Genomic DNA, 17,947 nt, shown 5'->3' on the forward strand with positions numbered 1-17,947 from the left:
TTTCCTTAGACGAGGATCAGGTTGTCACGGTGAACCAACTCAGGTTCAGCCATGTAACCCAACAGACCGACAATCGCATCAGACGACTGACCGATGATTTTCTGCGCTTCCAACGCGCTGTAGTTGGCCAGGCCACGGGCGATCTCTCGACCATCCGGCGCCACGCACACCACCATTTCGCCACGACGGAAACTGCCCTGGACCAGCTTCACACCCACCGGCAGCAGGCTTTTGTTGCCCTGGGCCAAGGCCGACACGGCACCAGCATCCAAAACCAAAGTGCCACGGGTTTGCAGGTGGCCGGCCAGCCACTGTTTGCGCGCCGCCAGCATGCCGCGCTCAGGCGAGAGCAAGGTACCAATGCGCTCGCCCGCCTTCAGACGATCCAGCACACGTTCCAAGCGACCGCCGACAATGATGGTGTGAGCCCCGGAGCGCGCCGCAAGACGCGCGGCACGCAGCTTGGTCTGCATACCGCCACGACCCAGCGCACCGCCGGTACCGCCCGCCACCGCATCCAGCGCCGGGTCATCGGCACGGGCTTCGTAGATCAGCTTGGCGTCGGGGTTGTTGCGCGGATCGGCGTCGAACATGCCGTCGCGATCCGTAAGAATCACCAGCAGGTCCGCCTCCACCAGGTTCGCCACCAGCGCGGCCAGGGTGTCGTTATCGCCGAAACGGATTTCGTCGGTGACCACCGTGTCGTTCTCGTTGATCACCGGGATGACTTTGAGCTCAACCAACGCCCGCAAGGTGCTGCGGGCATTGAGGTAACGCTTGCGGTCAGACAGGTCATCATGGGTCAGCAGGATCTGCGCCGTATGACGACCGTGCTCGGCAAAGCTCGACTCCCAAGCCTGCACCAGCCCCATCTGGCCGATGGCGGCAGCGGCCTGCAATTCGTGCATCGCGCTGGGTCGCGACGTCCAGCCCAAACGGCTCATACCCGCTGCCACAGCCCCCGAAGAGACCAATACCAGCTCGACGCCAGCCTCATGCAAGGCCACCATCTGCTCGACCCACACCGCCATCGCCTGACGATCCAGGCCCTTGCCATCCGCTGTCAGCAGTGCGCTGCCGATCTTCACGACCCAGCGCTGCGCACCCGTCACCTTGCTCCGCATCATCTTCAACCTTTGCCAGCGAACGGCGCGACCCAGCGCCGCCCATGGGATTATTCGTATTTGCGTTTTACAGATACCAAAACGCCGCTCGAATGAGCGGCGCCTTGGAAACCGGCTGGCTGCGATGATAACACCGCGCCTCGCCGGATGAACTGTCATCGCGGGCAAGCCTTGCTCCCACAGGAGCTCGACTTGCCGCAGAGTCAGTCGCGAACGTAGATGATTTCCGGACCGTCTTCGTCATCCACATCTTCTTCGTCCCAATCGTCGTCACCGATGTCATGGACCGACTTCACGCCGCTGCGACGCAGGGCACGCTGGTCATCCAGCGCCTGCAACTGGGCACGGGCCTCGTCTTCGATACGCTGATCGAGTTCGGCCAGCTCTTCCTTGTAGACCGGGTCATTGGCCAGGCGATCGGCGCGATCTTCCAGGTAACGCATGATGTCGTGGCACAGGCGCTCGGTGCCTTCTTTGGCAATGGCCGAGATCACATAGACCGGACCTTCCCATTCCAGGCGATCGACGATCTCCTTGACCCGCTCCTCGTGCTCTTCTTCGAGGATCTGGTCGCACTTGTTCAGCACCAGCCAACGGTCACGCTCGGCCAGGGCCGGGCTGAACTTGGTCAGCTCGCTGACGATGACTTCAGCAGCATCGGCGGCATCGGTGTCATCCAGCGGCGCCATGTCCACGAGGTGCAGCAACAGGCGAGTACGGGACAAGTGCTTGAGGAAGCGAATCCCCAGGCCGGCACCGTCGGAAGCACCTTCGATCAGCCCCGGGATGTCCGCGACCACGAAGCTCTTCCAGCGATCGACGCTGACCACGCCCAGGTTCGGCACCAGGGTGGTGAACGGGTAATCGGCGACTTTCGGCTTGGCTGCCGACACCGAGCGAATGAAGGTACTTTTACCAGCGTTCGGCAGGCCCAGCAGGCCCACGTCGGCCAACACCTTCATTTCCAGCTTCAAGTCGCGCTGCTCACCCGGCTTGCCTGGGGTGGTCTGGCGCGGCGCACGGTTGGTACTGGATTTGAAACGGGTGTTACCCAGGCCGTGCCAGCCGCCATGAGCGACCAGCAGACGCTGGCCAGCCTTGGTCAGGTCGCCAATGACTTCCTGGGTGGCGGAGTCGATCACCGTGGTGCCGACCGGCACGCGCAGGACCAGGTCTTCACCTTTTTTGCCGGTGCAGTCGGTGCTGCCGCCGTTGGAGCCACGCTCGGCATCGAAGTGCCGGGTGTAACGGTAGTCCACCAAGGTGTTGAGGTTTTCGTCGGCGAGCATGTAGATCGAGCCGCCATCGCCCCCATCACCACCGTTCGGACCACCATTTTCAATAAATTTTTCCCGACGGAAACTCATGCAGCCATTGCCGCCGTCGCCAGCCTTTACTCGAATCGATACTTCATCAACAAACTTCATGACACACGCCTCTCGCCATACGGACGAGCCAAAAAAACAAGACATAAGACTCTTGCAAAAATGAGCGCAGCGACCTGATGACACGCCCCAACCGCAGCGCCGACAGCCCATACAAACAGTTTTGCAAGAGACTCACCCCACAAACGAAAAAGCCCCGTCGCAAGACAGGGCTTTTCCAGCGATCTCGCAATTAAGCTGCGACAACGCTCACGTAACGGCGGTTGAACGCGCCCTTTACTTCAAACTTGATCACGCCTTCGATTTTCGCGAAGAGAGTGTGATCTTTACCCATGCCAACACCGTAACCGGCGTGGAATTGGGTGCCGCGCTGACGCACGATGATGTTGCCCGGAATGATCTTCTGGCCGCCATACATCTTCACGCCAAGGCGTTTGGCTTCTGAGTCGCGACCGTTACGGGTACTACCACCAGCTTTTTTGTGTGCCATGAGTCAATTCTCCTAGTGAGGAATTAGGCTGAAATTAAGCCTGAATACCGGTGATTTTGATCTCGGTGTACCACTGGCGGTGGCCCATACGCTTCATGTGGTGCTTACGACGACGGAACTTGATGATGCGGACTTTATCGTGACGACCTTGGGAGATCACTTCAGCCACAACGGTAGCGCCAGCAACGACTGGAGCGCCGATGTTCACGTCATCGCCATTGGCGACCAACAGAACGCGATCAAAAGTCACGGATTCGCCGGTAGCGATTTCCAGTTTTTCGATCTTCAGGTATTCACCTGGGGCGACCTTGTATTGCTTGCCACCAGTAACAATTACTGCGTACGACATGGTATTTCTCCGATAATCCTGCTCACCCAGCGCTTTATAAGAAGAGGTATTGGCTGGCATGGCTGCATGGGCTGGAAGGCCCGGATGCAATTGCGTAAGGCAGGTGCTGCCCAGGAAGTTCAGGGTGCGCGATTGTACGCAAGGTGCAACAGCCTTGCAAGTAGCCGTCCATCGCGCCTTGACAGGTCTGGGTGGGGGTCCTAGCATGCCGCGCAACCCTTCTGGAGCACCTGTCGCTGATGCAACCCCAAGCTTTCTACCGCGCGGTGGCGGACGATTTTAGCGCCGTCGACGACATCATCAAGAAGCAGCTGACTTCCCGAGTGCCTCTGGTATCGAAAATCGGCGACTACATCACCTCAGCCGGTGGCAAGCGCCTGCGTCCTCTATTGGTGCTTTTGTGCGGCAAGGCCCTGGGTCGCGAAGGCGACGACATGCGCCTGCTGGCGGCCACCATCGAATTCCTGCACACCGCGACCCTGCTGCATGACGACGTGGTCGACATGTCCGGCATGCGCCGTGGCCGCTCGACCGCCAATGCCATGTGGGGCAATGCCCCCAGCGTGCTGGTGGGCGACTTCCTGTATTCGCGCTCATTCGAAATGATGGTCGAACTGGGCTCGATGCCGGTGATGAAGATCCTGTCCCAGGCCACTCGCATCATCGCCGAAGGCGAAGTGTTGCAACTGTCCAAGGTGCGCGACGCTAGCACCACGGAAGAGACTTACATGGAAGTCATCCGCGGCAAGACCGCGATGCTCTTCGAAGCCTCGACCCACAGCGCCGCCGCCCTGGCAGGCGCCAGCGCCGAACAGAGTGAAGCGTTGCGCACCTTTGGCGATCACCTGGGCGTGGCCTTCCAGTTGGTGGACGACCTGCTCGACTACAAGGGCGACGCCGAGACCCTGGGCAAGAACGTCGGTGACGACCTGGCCGAAGGCAAGCCGACCCTGCCGCTGATCTACACCATGCGCGAAGGTACGCCGGAACAGGCAGCGCTGGTGCGCAAGGCGATCCAGAAAGGCGGGATCGAGGACCTGGAAAGCATTCGTGAGGCGGTTGAAGCGTCCGGCTCGCTGGACTACACCGCGAAACTGGCCCGCGACTACGTCGCCCGCGCAATCAAATGCCTCGATGCACTGCCGGCCAGCGAATACCGCGATGCGTTGGTGGAGTTGAGCGAGTTTGCGGTGGCGCGTACCCACTGATCCTGGCCGATCAGCGAGCTTTTGTGGCGAGGGAGCTTGCTCCCGCTGAGGTGCGAAGCACCTCTTGAAAACGCGGTCGCTGCGCAACCGAGTGGGAGCAAGCTCCCTCGCCACAGATGCTGCGAACACCCATTTCGGCAACAAAACCCTATATAATGTGCGCCCTTTTGTCCTCCTGATACCCAAGGAACCTTAGTGAGCACGTTGCCTCCCTGCCCGAAATGCAATTCCGAATACACTTACGAAGACGGTACCCAACTGGTCTGCCCGGAGTGTGCCCACGAATGGTCTGCCGGCGGCGAAGCCGAAACGGCGTCCGATGACACCGTGAAGAAAGACTCGGTCGGCAACGTCCTGCAGGACGGCGACACCATCACCGTGATCAAGGACCTCAAGGTCAAGGGCACGTCGCTGGTGGTCAAGGTCGGCACCAAGGTCAAGAACATCCGCCTGTGCGATGGCGACCACGACATCGACTGCAAGATCGACGGCATCGGCCCGATGAAACTCAAATCCGAGTTCGTCAGAAAAGTCTGATCCTGCTGTAAACCATCCCGCGCTCGGCGTGGGATGGTGCTTCACCCTCCCCGCTTCAGCCCCGTTTCCCAAGCCCTAGCCAAGCGCCAGCCGTCTTGAGCGGCCACAACCCATCGTCAGAAAAAGAATCGGAACACCAATAGAGACTTGCTATTTAGCGAATAAGAATTATTCTCATCGAACCCCATCAAGGAGATGAGAACCATGACTTATTTGATCGATGCCTGGTTGGACCGCCCACATCCCTACCTCAGGATCCTGCATCGGGAAACCGGGGAAGTCTGCGCGGTGCTTGAAGAAGAAGCCTTGAATGAGCTGCAGGACCAGGGGGATCTGGACCTCAACAGCCTCAATTCCAGCGAACCGTTGGTGCTCAAGGAACTGGTGCGTAATCTGTTTCTGTTCTGCTATGCGCGGGCGTTGCGCCCGACTGGCGATTTCAATGCCAGGTTCCACGGATGAAGCACCAAACCCTGTGGGAGCGAGCTTGCTCGCGATGGCGGTGTGACAATCAACTGGGATGTTGAATGCAAGTCCGCCATCGCGAGCAAGCTCGCTCCCACAGGTATTCAGGGTCTTACAGAACGTCCAGCAGCTCGACGTCAAACACCAGTACGCTGTGCGGCGGAATGCTGCCAACGCCTTGGGCGCCGTAAGCCAGTTCGCTCGGCACGTACAGGCGCCACTTGCTGCCGGCATTCATCAGTTGCAGGGCTTCGGTCCAGCCTGGGATCACGCCGCCCACCGGGAATTCGGCTGGCTGGCCACGATCGTAGGAGCTGTCGAACACGGTGCCGTCGATCAGGGTGCCGTGGTAGTGAGTACGCACCTGGTCTTCACGGGTCGGCTTGGCGCCTTCGCCCTGAGTCAGCACTTCAAATTGCAGGCCCGACGCCAGGGTGGTGATGCCTTCGCGCTTGGCGTTTTCAGCCAGGAATGCAAGGCCTTCGCCAGCAGCCGCTTCAGCCTTGGCAGCCGCTTCGGCCTGCATGATTTCGCGGATGACTTTGAAGCTCGCGGACATTTCGTCCTGGCCCACACGGCTCGGCTTGCCGGCGAAGGCGTCGGTCAGACCGGCCAGGATCGCGTCCAGGCTGACGCCCGGTGGCGGGTTGTCGCGCAGTTGGTCGCCCAACTGACGGCCAATGCCGTAGCTGACGCGGGTTTCGTCGGTGGACAGGTTAACTTCGGACATGATGCTGCTCCGCTGTGCGGACGGCTCGGGAAATTGCCGTGGATGACACAGCGCCTCCCGGAGCGCCCGGAACCAAAAGGGCGAGCAGACTAGCACAGATGCCGGGGCGGGTGACGAGCCCCGCATCAAGGGCCGACCGCCAGAAACGACAACGCCCGCCTGCTTCTCGACAGGCGGGCGTTGCGTCAGGGCGATGAAACGACCTCAGTGCTTGGTCAGTTTATCCAGGTAGCCCATGGCAAATGCCGACACTACGAACGTCATGTGGATGATCACGTACCACATCAGGTGCTCGGGATCGACGTTCTTGGCATCCATGAAAATGCGCAAAAGGTGAATGGAGGAAATGGCCACGATCGAGGCCGCGACTTTCATCTTCAGCGATGAAGAGTCCATGGTGCCCAGCCAGTTGAGCTTTTCCTTGTCGTCGGCGATGTCCAGTTGCGAGACGAAGTTCTCGTAGCCGGAAATCATCACCATCACCAGCAGGCCGCCCACCAGCGCCATGTCGATCAGCGACAGCAGCACCAGGATCAGATCGGATTCAGCCATGGAAAACACGTTGGGGATGACGTGAAAGACTTCCTGGAAGAATTTCAGCGCCAGGGCCAGCAAGCCCAGGGACAGCCCAAAGTAGATCGGCGCCAGCAGCCAACGGGAGGCGTACATTGCATTTTCGATAAAGCGTTCCATTGAGTCTCACACCAGGGCTGAAAAATCGCGGCGAGTATATCAGCCACGACCTGCCCCACAAACGCCGGACCGATCCTTGGTCCCAGCCCTTGTTTCAAAACTTTACTGCCCGCGCCCGTCCGCCGATGCCGTCAATGCAGCGGACGAAACTCGAAACCGTCGACACTGCGACACCGTCCTCCATTGATTTCACGCAGTTGGGCTTGCATGTGCAGGCACCAGATTTGTGGATCGTCGGCCAGCTCATAGCCGTGCAATGTCAGGCTCTGAACGATGGTGTCGAGGATGGTTTCAGCGGCGTTCGGGCCAGGAAACGGGCCTTGAGCCTTGATAGCGGAAGGTTGTTCGCCGGCCATTCCGGCGGCGAAGAGCAAGGTCCACATACCGGTATCCCCCGCCAGGGGGCGAATGGCGCATTCGATACGGGTGACAAGGCCCAGGCATTGGCGAGTGAGGCAAAGGTTGCGCGACATGGCGGCGCCCCTCGGTAGATCCGGTATTCAGCCCAGGGAGGGCTGTTTCGATCCGATGATGACTCTCGTTATCCTTGAGCTGAGGATAGAAGAAAAGTTCCGGCCGCAAGGGAAAGCGAGACCAGAAGGCGCCGAATGGTCATAGTGTGAATATTGACGCCAAAGTGGTGGCACTTTTTTTGGATTAACCCGAAATAATGTGGGAGCGAGGTCTGTGGGAGCAAAGCTTGCTCGCGATGACGCCCTCACAGACAACACCTTTGTTGGCTGTAAAACCGCTATCGCGAGCAAGCTTTGCTCCCACAGACTCGCTCCCACATTGGACTTACTAACGATCAGGAAAGCATCAAGCCGGCTTCGCCTCCACCAATGCCTGCTGCGCCAGTTCCTTTTCCGCTTCCTTGATGTCGTCTTCGCTGATCATCTCCGCAATGACTCGCAGTCGCTCCACCACCCGGGCGTTGACGCTGCCCTCCGGGAATTCGCCGTTTTCATCCGGCTCACCGGCAGGCTCACCCACCAGCAGGCTCAGGGCTTCGTCGGCCTGGCGCACGGCATAGACGTGGAACTGCCCGGCGCGTACGGCGGCCAGCACTTTCTCGTCAAGCATCAGGGTGGCGACGTTGGCCTGGGGAATGATCGCCCCCTGCTCACCGGTCAGCCCACGGGCTTCACAGAGGCGGAAGAAGCCTTCGATCTTCTCGTTGACCCCACCCACTGCCTGCACTTCACCGAACTGGTTGATCGAGCCGGTGATGGCGAAGCACTGCTTCAACGGCGTTTTCGACAAGGCCGAAATCAGCGTGCACGCCTCGCCCAGGGACGCGCTATCGCCGTCCACATAACCGTAGGACTGCTCCAGGGCGATGCTGGCCGAGATCGCCAACGGGAATTCCTGGGCATAACGACTGCCCAGGTAACCGGTGAGAATCATCACGCCCTTGGAGTGGATCGGCTGGCCGAGGTTGACCTCCCGCTCGATGTCCACGATACCGCTGCCGCCGGGATACACCGTGGCGGAGATCCGCGCCGGTACACCAAAGGCCGAGTCGCCCACTTCCAACACCGTCAAGCCGTTGCACTTGCCCACGGCCGCGCCATCGGTGTCGATCAGGATGATCCCCGCCAGCATGTCGTCGAGGATCCGCGCCGAGACACGCCCGGTGCGCGTGGCCTTGGCCTTGAGGGCACGCTCGATATGGCCGGCGTCGGTCATCTCGTCACCGGCCAGCTGGCGAATGAAATCCGCCTCGCTGACCAGTTGGAACAGGTCGCCGATACGCGCCGACAAGCGTCCCTGGTGTTCGGCCAGCCGGGCACTGTAAGTGGCCAGGCGCGCCACCGCATCGGCGGTCAGCGGGGCCATGCCCTCTTCCGAAGTGCGGGTCTTGAGCAACTGGGCGAACTGCTCCAGGCTCTCGTCGCCCATCGGGATGTCTTCGTCGAAATCCACCAGCACGCGAAACATTTCCTGGAAGTCCGGATCCAGGTCCTGCAAGGCGTAGTAGAGCTGGCGGGCGCCGATAATCACGACCTTGACCTGTAACGGAATGTGCTGCGGTGTCAGGGTCACCGTGGCCAACCGACCGAGTTCCCCCAGCGGCGACTCCATTTTCAGCTTGCGCGATTGCAGGGCACGCTTGAGCGCATCCCATACGAACGGCTCGCCGAGCATTTTTTCCGCTTCAAGAATCAGGAAACCGCCATTGGCCCGGTGCAAGGCGCCCGGACGCAGCTGTCGGTAGGTAGTGTAGAGCGCGCCCTGGTCGGTGCTGTATTCGATGCGGCCGAACAGGTTGTCGTAGGTCGGATGTGGCTCGAACACCACGGGCGCGCCACCGCTGGACGGATGACCGACCACCAGGCTCGGGGCGTATTGCTCTTCCAGCAGCTTGCGGGCGATGGCGTCAGTCTTGCTGTCGTCCACCAATTGCTCGACCACGGTCTTGAGCAGATAGACCTGCATCGCTTGCAGGTAGCCACAGACGGCCGCGTTCTCGGCGTACTTTTCCGACAATGGCGCCAGCAACGGTTGCAGGGCCAGGGTGATGGTTTCTTCGTTGAGGTGGCGCAACTGGTTGCTCGACTCGCGCTTCCACTGCGGCAGGCTGGCGAGCTCTTCGTTCAGGCGCTCTTCCAGGGTCGAGATGTCATCATGGAAACGCTCGCGCTCGGCCTCGGGCAATTGGGCAAATTCCGCCTCATCCAGGGCTTTGCCGTCGCTCATTGGCGTGAAGGCGATGTTGCTGCTGTCACGGTACAGCGCGACATCCTTCTCCAGCGCCAGGCGTTCGATCACATCGAGGGCACGGTCGTAGCGCTGGTTGAAGGCGCGGTCGATGGCGCTTTTTTTCTGCTGGTAGGACGGGTGCTCGAACACCGCCGGGAAGGTTGCCAGCAGGTTGTCGATCAGGCCGTTGATGTCGGTAATAAACGCACCCGCGGTACCCGACGGCAGTTCCAGGGCTCGGGGTTCGCGGGGCTCATCGAAGTTGTTGACGTAGACCCAGTCGGCCGGGGTCTGCAGGCGCTTGCCTTCGGCCTTGAGGTAGCGTTTGACGAACGAAAACCGGCCAGTGCCGGGCTCTCCCATCACAAATACGTTGTAACCGGGGCGCGGCATGGCCACGCCGAACTGCAAGGCTTCGACCGCACGTTCCTGGCCAAGCACACCGCGGAAGGGCTCCAGATCATTGGTGGTAGAGAAGCTGAACTGTTCAGCGGAAAACGGACGAGTCAGCGCTTCGGGCGCTAGACGCAAGCTGGCAGCAACAGGATCAGGCATCGGGCTTCCTTACATCAGGCGGGGCAGATAGCGGCATTCTGGCGCTGCCTGTACCTGACTGGCAAGGAGCGCCTCAGGCCAAAGCATAGTCGAGGGGCACAGCCCAGGCCGGACCGGGTAAATTCATGACTTAAAGGATAGTTTTTGCAAAATGTCACGGAACCCTCGGATCGTGCCTAAACTCCAAATTGCGCGGCTGGAACAATAACCGGCCCACTGGCGCCTCCCCCAACAGGAACGAAGGTGCCAGACCCTGTCCATTTTGGTATGCACATAAAGAGAACATAGCTATGAAACGGATTCTTCTCGGTACTCTCTTCACCGCTGTATCCATCAACGCCATGGCTCAGGCACCGGGCGGCCCGGACTGCGGCTGGGGCAACATGCTGTTCGAAGGCCAGCGTGGCACCCCGGCACACTTCCTGGCATCCACCACCAACGGCACCTCCGGTAACGCTACCTTCGGCATGACGTCCGGCACCAACGGTTGCTCGACCAACGCGGCACTGACCTACGGTGGCAAGTCCTGGCTGGCCATGAATGGCATGATGAACGAGCTGTCCGAAGACATGGCCAAGGGTCAGGGCGAAGCGCTGACCACCTACGCCGTGGTACTGGGCGTGGCGCCGGAAGATCGCGCACATTTCTCCGCCGTTACCCACGAGCACTTCCAGCAGATCTTCAGCAAGGCTGACGTGACCGCGGAAGACGTGCATACCAACACCCTGGCCGTGCTGAAAAGCGACCCTCGCCTGGCCAAGTACGCGCCTCAAGCTTAAGCTCGATGCCACTCGCTCCTCTCGGGGAGCGGGTTTTCTTTTTGGGGCCCCTGCGGTCTTTATTTTTCGACTTTCCAAGTAGCCGACTATGCTCAAACGCCTTGCCTGGCTGGCACTCTGTGTGTGCGCCCCGCTGTCCGCCGCGCCTCATGTCGACCCTCAACGTTTGCAGCAACTGGCCAATGACCGATTCTGGATTTCCCTGGGCCATTACGAAACCGCCAAGCTGGGTGGCTGGCGCAGCTATGTCAGCGACAAAAAATTCTTCCTCGCGCCCGACGGCAACGAACACCCCGACCGTGAACTGAGCGCCACGCTGAACGCCTTGTACGGCCCGGCCAGCGCCGGCCAACAACACGCCCAATGCGTGTACCCGGCGCGTACTCGCTGGCTGAAGGCGCAGCTCAACTTGACCGACCTGCCGGCCATCAACTGCAGCGAATTCAATCAATGGTTCAAGGACGTGTCGCCCCACAGTGCGGTGATGATTTTCCCCGCTGCGTACCTGAACAGCCCGTCCTCGATGTTCGGTCACACCTTGCTGCGCATCGACCAGGCCGACGTGCAGACCGACAAGACCGCCCTGCTCAGCTATGCGATCAATTTCGGCGCCTACATCGAAGGCTCCGACAACAGCATCCTTTACGCCTGGAAAGGCTTGATGGGCGGTTATCCCGGCCTGTTCGCCCTGGTGCCATACCAGGAAAAACTCTCCGAGTACCGTAGCCTGGAGAACCGCGACCTGTGGGAATACCGCCTGAACCTGAGCCAGACGGAAACCGAGCGCATGGTCGAGCACGTCTGGGAACTCAAGCAGATTCAGTTCGATTATTTTTTCTTCGACGAAAACTGTTCCTATCGCTTGCTGGAATTGCTGCAAGTGGCTCGCCCCAGCCTGCGCCTGACCGAACAATTCCCGCTGACGGCGATTCCCACCGACACCGTCAAGGCGGTGAAAGAAGCCGGGCTGGTGGAAAGTATCCAATATCGCCCTTCCCGCGAACGGGAGTTGCTCAGCCGCGCCGAACCGCTCAGCGACGATGAGCAGCAATGGGTGCTAAAGGTCAGCGCCGACCAGCAGCAACTGCAAACCCCTGAATTCAAGGCACTGCCGCGCGCACGCCAGGCTCTGATCATCGATGCGGCTTATCGTCTGGAGCGCTATCGGGCCAACGGCCAGGAGCGCGATCCACAACGCTCCCAGCGCAGCTTCGAATTGTTGCGGGCGATCAACCAGAACCCCGCGCCAGAGCTGGACATCCCGCAACCTGGCCTGCCCGAGAATGGTCATGAGTCGCGCACCTGGCAGGCCGGCCTCGGCACGCGAGGCGACCGGGCGTTTGGCGAGTATGGCTTGCGCATGGCCTACCACGACCTCAACGACAACGGCGAGAGCTTCCCACTGGGCGCGCAGATCGAGATCCTGCAACTGAAACTGCGCCAGTACGAAGGCAATGACTGGCAAGTGCAGCAACTGGACCTGGCGACCATTCGCTCCCTGACCCCGCGCAACGAGCTGCTGCAACCGCTGTCCTGGCAGGTCACCGGCGGCCTGGAGCGGGTGCCGGGCAAGCACGATGATGAAACCCTGGTCAGCCACGTCAACGGCGGCGCCGGTGGTACCTGGGCGCTGGGCGAAGATGTGCTGGGCTTTGCCCTGGGCACGGTGCGCGTCGAGCACAACAACGACTTCGCCCAGTTCATCGCCCCGGCCGCGGGCTTCAACAGCGGCGTGCTATGGAAAAACCCGCGGGGCAACCTGAGCCTGGAAGCCAAGGGTGATTATTTCGTCAACGGCGAAGTGCGTCGTAGCCTGAGCCTGAATCAACAGTGGGAGTTGTCCCGCAACCTCGGCTTGCGCTTGAGTGCCCAGCGGGAGTTCAGCCAACTGGCCTCGCCGGAGAACGAGGTGATGCTCGAGGTGAAGTGGTATCACTATTGACCCAGGCCGCACGGGCAAAACGACAAACAGATTAATCACAGTGCTTTCACGTCGGCCTGACGAATCCGCTTCTAGACTTCTCGCATAAGTGGACGCGGCAGGACGGCAGCAAATGAGGCGCGTGGCAGTGGTACTGGGTGTGTTGATGTTGCTCGGCGGCTGTGAAACCACCCATGAAGACCTGATCGCCCGAGGTTATCCACCGGCGTTTGCCGACGGTTACGACGACGGTTGCAGCAGTGGACGACAAGCCGCTGGGGTGATCACCGGCCAGTTCAGGAAAGACGTACCGCGTTATCTCAAGGATGCACGCTACGCTGAAGGCTGGAGCGATGGTTTCCGCCAGTGCCAGGCCATGCGCGAAAGCGAGGAGCGTAACGCCTATCGCGAACGCCATTGGGACGAGCGCGAACGGGCCTGGCAGCAACAAAAAGATCAGGACGCCGCCCGGGCTTATCGCTCGCAGTGAGTCGCCTGCAGACATCCGTTGAAACCAAAAGCCTGGGACCATGGCCCAAACTCCAATGAGAGGAGCAATTCCATGAGTCGTGCCTTCGTCAACGAAGACAATGCCGCTGCCCAGGCCGATCAGCCGGTCGAACGCCAGGTCAGTGCGCAAGCCAATTACGTCACCCCCGCCGGACTCGCCCAATTGCAGGCCCGGGTCGCCGAATTGCAGGCGCTGCACAGCCAGCAGACGGCCAGAGGGGACCAGGCAGACAAGCAGCGCATCGCGGACATTGAAAGGGATCTGCGCTATTTCAACCAGCGTTTGCAAAGCGCGCAAGTCGTTGCGCCAACTTCATCCGATCAAGTGCGGATCGGACATTGGGTGACCTTTGTCGACGAGCATGATCACGAACAGCGCGTGCAACTGGTCGGTGAGGACCAGGCCGATGCGGCCAGTGGACTGATCAACTGGGGCTCGCCGCTGGGGCGAGCGTTGCTGGGAGCGAAGGCAGGGGATGAAGTGATCTGGGAACGACCGCTGGGGAATCTCGCCATTGAAGTCATTGCGATAGCGCTTGATTAAGCGACACTTGTTAAGTGCACCGATAAAACATTTCAAATGTTTCCCATCATCAAAAGGATCGGATAAATAGCTTTAGCACTAGAGCGTGACGACAGCAGATTACATGCCTGTAGCAGCATGTAACTGCAACATAAGGTCATAACGACAAGTTGGTGTTAAATCAGGGGCGTGCTACTGTTTTTTCCGCACCAAAACAGGTGCGCGACAACAGTAGAGGAGAAACATAATGAGCGAACAAATACTGGCAATGTCAGGTGACTTCGACGGTGACTTCAAGTCCTACCAACAAGTTAACAGCCTTGGCATTGAGTCAGCAGCGCTGACCATTGTCGAGTGCGGCACCACAGAGTGCACCGCTCTTTTGTGCTAACCCCTACCCTTTTCAAAGTCACCATGCAACACGACTTTGACACCCCTAATCCAACTTATAAAAAACTTCATTTTACATCCTACAGCTCGGGCGCAATGACTGGCTTCCGATTGACCACAAGTCACTGTACGCGATGTTTAATCATTGATGAGGAAATACCATGAGCGAAAAAATCCTGAACATGTCCGGTGACTTTTATCTCGAATTCGACGCTTACCAAGCGCCCGTCAACAACATCGGCGAAATGCTGGTAACAACAATGGAATGCAATACCTTTGGAACGTGCACCGCCATTGAATGTTCAACAATTATGTGTTAATCCCGGTTAACTTATCACCATACAGGCAACACTTTTAAACATAGAGCAGGCATCGCCTGCTCTATCCATGCCAGGAGCTACGGCATGCTTGTTAACGCTTTGAAGTTGGATCAGCGTGGAAAATACAGATATTCTTCCGACGGCGACATCGCCCTTTTTGAAAACAACCTGACCCGTCTGCATGCTGACGACCAAACCTTGCTGAATCACTTTGGGTTGAACAGTGAGCAGCTGCTCTCTTATATCAAGGAACCTATCAACCAGCAGTGCTTGCCTGCCGATGGCGAAACCGCCTTGAACGCCCTTAAGGCTAAGCTTGCTCGCCTCGACAGCATTAATGTCGAAACAAAAGAAAGCTCAGGCGGCACGGGTAATTTTTATTGGTTCAGCTATCGTTTTTTTCTTTATTTCGTCGACACCTTCAAGGCAGATGTGCGCTATTTGAATGCGTCAACGCACATTGATGAACCCGCGTTGTTTGCAAGCCTTGAACGCTATGTCCTGGCCCGGGTTGAACGCACGGCGGAGCAGAGCCTGGTCCATTATTTGAATACACGGATTGCGAACGGTGATGACATTGACTTGAACGGATTCAATGAGCATCTGCGCACGTTGCCGCTGCTGAAATTTTTCGAATCCTACCCAGTGCTGGCGACACTGCTGTTTGATCTGCTGGAAGACACCCTCCATTACCTTTATGCAGTCATTCACAACTTCGCCGACGATGCTGAAGCGCTGGTGCGGGATTTTTCGATCCCATCCCGGAAAATCGAGGCTATCGAGCTTGGCCTGGGTGACCCCCATGGTCGCGGCGAAACGGTCTGCCAAGTCAAAATCAGCACGACTTCATTGGTCTACAAGCCAAGAGCAAACCGGGAGGCGATTTTTTTCTATGGTCTTCTTGGACAGTTGCGTGAGTGGACCGGCGCGGATTGTTTTTCTATCCACACCCCAAGGATCCTCAGCCACGAGCGACATAGCTGGGTAGAGAAAATCGACAACCTACCTTGTGACAGCGAAGCGGACGTTGGACTGTTCTATGAAAAAATGGGGGCACAAATAGCCGTCATCCATGCATTGAATGGGATCGACTTTCACTACGAAAACATCATCGCGTGCGGCAACAGTCCGGTCATGATTGACCTCGAGTGTTTGTTCACGGCTTCCACCAGCGACCTGCTCACTGACCTGCCCGCTGGCTGCGCACTGTCCAATAGCTTTAAATTGGTCCAGCGGTCGATATGTTCCAGCGGCTTCGTACCCTTTTCACAGCAACTCAATAACGACCAAAGCGGTCTGACCCGACAAGCGCTATTTATCTCGACCCGCCATTCCCTGGTTTTTGACGGTGGCTTTTACCATCTGCGTAAAGTCGAATTCGAACACCACCTGATGCAAAAACACTTGCCGCTTTTGCAGGGTGAGCGCAAGGGGGCCCAAGCTTATAAAGCAGAGCTTCTCCAAGGCTTTGAATATGCCTATGGCGGACTCATGGTTCACCGGCACGCGATCATGCAGAAGCTTGAACAAGCCGCAGGCGAACTGTCGACCCGGGTGTTGCTGAAAAACTCTCAACGCTACGCTGATTTTATCGGGCTGATCCGTCACCCACGTTTTATGCAAAACATGCTCGACAGAGAACTTCTGCTCGCGACCTTGTGGAAAGATTTGAGAGAACCCTATCGGGAAAAGGGCATTCCCCGCTATGAAATAGCCGACCTGCAAAGGTCCAGCATTCCGTGCTTTACCATGCCGCTGAACGCCAACTATTTTACGAGCGCACAGGGTGAAACAATACCGATGGCGGCCGTGGAGCCCCCGCTGGAAAGCTGCCTACAGAAAATAGCCAACCTGTCCCACAAAGACTGGGCCTTGCAACGCACCTTGCTCGAAATCTGTTTGTTCCCAGAACCGAATGGACATCCGCCATCGCTTATCAAGCAAACGCTGGCGAACCTTGAAAAGAAGCCCCTCGACGCGATTCTGAGCATCAGTTCCCGCCTCGAGGAACTCGCGATAGTGGGCGCAGCAGAGGATGTAAGCTGGCTGTCTTTCCATATGCACCCCACGACGCAGAGAAAATACCCGTCGCCAATGGATCACGGGGTGTACTCCGGTATCGCCGGGATTGGCTTGTTTTACCTGAGCCTGTTCAAGGTGAGCGGCAAACCACGCTTTCTGTCGTGCCTGGATCAGGTCCTGGACTCACTGGAACAACGCTTCGGCTTTTTCAAAACCGATTTGACGGTCAGTGCGTATCACGGGCTGGGGGCTTACATCTATCTGCTCATCAATCGTCGCCAGGTCACTGGAGACGCCAGTCACGATAGAAAAATTGCCGGCCTGCTGACCCAGCTGATTGAAGTGCCTCCTGAACACTATGATTTCGACTTCCTGGGAGGTTGTTGTGGTGCGGTGACACTGCTGGCCAATATCCATGCGTTATCGGCACAGGAGGACGTGCTGCCGGCCATCCAACGCATGGTCGACTACATAAAGGACCAAATCCTGATTGAAGATGGCCAGCTTCTACGACGCGATGACCGCTCTGTCATTCTGACAGGCTTGTCCCACGGCCTCTCGGGCGTCATCCATGCCCTGTGCAAAGCCTATGACGTGACCGGCGATGCGACGCTGGTGCCTTTGGCCATCCAGGTGCTCGAGGGGGAAAACCGCTTGAGTCGGGATGGTTTCTGGCTGGACCTGCGCAACCTCGGGCCGGCGGACCATACGTCCAAGTGGTGCCACGGCGACGGAGGCATCCTCATCGCCAGACGACAGCTCATGGAGTCGATGGGGGACGCCCTGGACGAAGCGACCAGGCAGACCGTGCTCGACGATATACAGCGATGCGAGAACAATCTCTGGCAACACGGGTTTGGCGAGGGCTACAACCTTTGCCATGGCGATTTCGGCAATCTGCTCTGCCTGTATGACCTGTATCGGCATTCAGATAACCCCGAGGGTATGAACAGAGTCAGAGAGGCACTTGACGAAGTCTCCCGGCAATTTTTCGAAGGGCCCTATCTCGACAGTGATCGGGTGCCCGATGTCAGTCTGCTGACTGGAATAACCGGTGCAGGCTATGCCTTGCTGTACCAGATGGATCCGACCCTTCCAAATATTCTTTCGCTCGATTTCGCGAAGCAATCCGCGGGATAAAAACAGCCACATACCTTGTGGGAGCGGAATTGCTCGCGAAAGCGCTGGGTCAGTCAACCACAATGCTTGCTTATCCGACGCCTTCGCGAGTAAGCCCGCTCCC

The 17,947-nt window shown here is 58.5% G+C and carries 18 protein-coding genes; 10 read left to right on the forward strand and 8 right to left on the reverse strand.

Annotated elements, in window-relative coordinates; all coding sequences use genetic code 11:
- Positions 1 to 5 precede the first annotated feature (5 nt).
- The 4 genes from proB to rplU form a co-directional block, all read right to left on the reverse strand.
- Complete coding sequence (gene proB, locus ACWNZ1_RS24370; RefSeq protein WP_135848070.1) at positions 6 to 1,124, reverse strand: glutamate 5-kinase; 1,119 nt, start codon at positions 1,122 to 1,124, stop codon at positions 6 to 8.
- Between the two features lie 203 nt (positions 1,125 to 1,327).
- On the reverse strand, positions 1,328 to 2,551 hold the full coding sequence (gene cgtA / locus ACWNZ1_RS24375) for an Obg family GTPase CgtA (RefSeq protein ID WP_135847246.1): 1,224 nt from the start codon (positions 2,549 to 2,551) through the stop codon (positions 1,328 to 1,330).
- A 190-nt stretch (positions 2,552 to 2,741) separates the two neighbouring features.
- Positions 2,742 to 2,999, reverse strand: coding sequence for a 50S ribosomal protein L27 (rpmA, locus tag ACWNZ1_RS24380; protein WP_003176049.1), 258 nt, complete (start codon positions 2,997 to 2,999; stop codon positions 2,742 to 2,744).
- A gap of 34 nt (positions 3,000 to 3,033) precedes the next feature.
- Positions 3,034 to 3,348: a 50S ribosomal protein L21 gene (rplU, locus tag ACWNZ1_RS24385; RefSeq protein ID WP_003176051.1), complete on the reverse strand. Its 315-nt coding sequence runs from the start codon at positions 3,346 to 3,348 to the stop codon at positions 3,034 to 3,036.
- Positions 3,349 to 3,587: 239 nt separating this feature from the next.
- Here rplU and ACWNZ1_RS24390 point away from each other — a divergent pair, with 239 nt between their 5' ends.
- From ACWNZ1_RS24390 to ACWNZ1_RS24400, 3 genes are all read left to right on the forward strand, one after another.
- Complete coding sequence (locus tag ACWNZ1_RS24390; RefSeq protein ID WP_280944391.1) at positions 3,588 to 4,556, forward strand: polyprenyl synthetase family protein; 969 nt, start codon at positions 3,588 to 3,590, stop codon at positions 4,554 to 4,556.
- 195 nt (positions 4,557 to 4,751) lie between these two features.
- The gene (locus tag ACWNZ1_RS24395; RefSeq protein WP_135847249.1) at positions 4,752 to 5,093 is read left to right on the forward strand and encodes a zinc ribbon domain-containing protein YjdM; all 342 of its coding nucleotides are present in this window, start codon (positions 4,752 to 4,754) and stop codon (positions 5,091 to 5,093) included.
- A 204-nt stretch (positions 5,094 to 5,297) separates the two neighbouring features.
- Positions 5,298 to 5,555: a PA4570 family protein gene (locus tag ACWNZ1_RS24400; protein WP_116833489.1), complete on the forward strand. Its 258-nt coding sequence runs from the start codon at positions 5,298 to 5,300 to the stop codon at positions 5,553 to 5,555.
- A gap of 115 nt (positions 5,556 to 5,670) precedes the next feature.
- Here the strand turns inward: ACWNZ1_RS24400 and ACWNZ1_RS24405 are convergent, their stop codons facing one another.
- The 4 genes from ACWNZ1_RS24405 to ACWNZ1_RS24420 form a co-directional block, all read right to left on the reverse strand.
- A complete protein-coding gene (locus ACWNZ1_RS24405) occupies positions 5,671 to 6,288 on the reverse strand; it encodes an FKBP-type peptidyl-prolyl cis-trans isomerase (protein ID WP_135847250.1) in 618 nt (205 codons plus the stop codon).
- A gap of 204 nt (positions 6,289 to 6,492) precedes the next feature.
- Positions 6,493 to 6,981, reverse strand: coding sequence for a TIGR00645 family protein (locus ACWNZ1_RS24410; protein WP_014340287.1), 489 nt, complete (start codon positions 6,979 to 6,981; stop codon positions 6,493 to 6,495).
- A 131-nt stretch (positions 6,982 to 7,112) separates the two neighbouring features.
- Positions 7,113 to 7,454, reverse strand: coding sequence for a PA4575 family protein (locus ACWNZ1_RS24415; RefSeq protein ID WP_135847251.1), 342 nt, complete (start codon positions 7,452 to 7,454; stop codon positions 7,113 to 7,115).
- 346 nt (positions 7,455 to 7,800) lie between these two features.
- Positions 7,801 to 10,239: a Lon protease family protein gene (locus ACWNZ1_RS24420; protein WP_135847252.1), complete on the reverse strand. Its 2,439-nt coding sequence runs from the start codon at positions 10,237 to 10,239 to the stop codon at positions 7,801 to 7,803.
- A gap of 290 nt (positions 10,240 to 10,529) precedes the next feature.
- Here ACWNZ1_RS24420 and ACWNZ1_RS24425 point away from each other — a divergent pair, with 290 nt between their 5' ends.
- From ACWNZ1_RS24425 to lanM, 7 genes are all read left to right on the forward strand, one after another.
- On the forward strand, positions 10,530 to 11,018 hold the full coding sequence (locus ACWNZ1_RS24425) for a DUF3015 domain-containing protein (protein ID WP_135847253.1): 489 nt from the start codon (positions 10,530 to 10,532) through the stop codon (positions 11,016 to 11,018).
- An 88-nt stretch (positions 11,019 to 11,106) separates the two neighbouring features.
- The gene (locus ACWNZ1_RS24430; RefSeq protein ID WP_456027928.1) at positions 11,107 to 12,960 is read left to right on the forward strand and encodes an Lnb N-terminal periplasmic domain-containing protein; all 1,854 of its coding nucleotides are present in this window, start codon (positions 11,107 to 11,109) and stop codon (positions 12,958 to 12,960) included.
- Positions 12,961 to 13,072: 112 nt separating this feature from the next.
- Positions 13,073 to 13,429, forward strand: a complete 357-nt coding sequence (locus tag ACWNZ1_RS24435; RefSeq protein ID WP_135847255.1) for a hypothetical protein — start codon at positions 13,073 to 13,075, stop codon at positions 13,427 to 13,429.
- Positions 13,430 to 13,501: 72 nt separating this feature from the next.
- Positions 13,502 to 13,993, forward strand: coding sequence for a GreA/GreB family elongation factor (locus tag ACWNZ1_RS24440; RefSeq protein WP_135847256.1), 492 nt, complete (start codon positions 13,502 to 13,504; stop codon positions 13,991 to 13,993).
- A 226-nt stretch (positions 13,994 to 14,219) separates the two neighbouring features.
- Entirely contained in the window at positions 14,220 to 14,363 is a 144-nt protein-coding gene (locus tag ACWNZ1_RS24445; protein ID WP_178084280.1) for a hypothetical protein, read from the forward strand.
- Positions 14,364 to 14,523: 160 nt separating this feature from the next.
- Positions 14,524 to 14,682, forward strand: a complete 159-nt coding sequence (locus tag ACWNZ1_RS24450; RefSeq protein WP_280944392.1) for a hypothetical protein — start codon at positions 14,524 to 14,526, stop codon at positions 14,680 to 14,682.
- A gap of 84 nt (positions 14,683 to 14,766) precedes the next feature.
- Positions 14,767 to 17,844 (forward strand): type 2 lanthipeptide synthetase LanM, encoded by a 3,078-nt coding sequence (gene lanM / locus ACWNZ1_RS24455; RefSeq protein ID WP_456027929.1) that lies wholly within the window; start codon positions 14,767 to 14,769, stop codon positions 17,842 to 17,844.
- Positions 17,845 to 17,947 lie beyond the last annotated feature (103 nt).

It is taken from the genome of Pseudomonas sp. CFBP 5748, assembly GCF_053850495.1.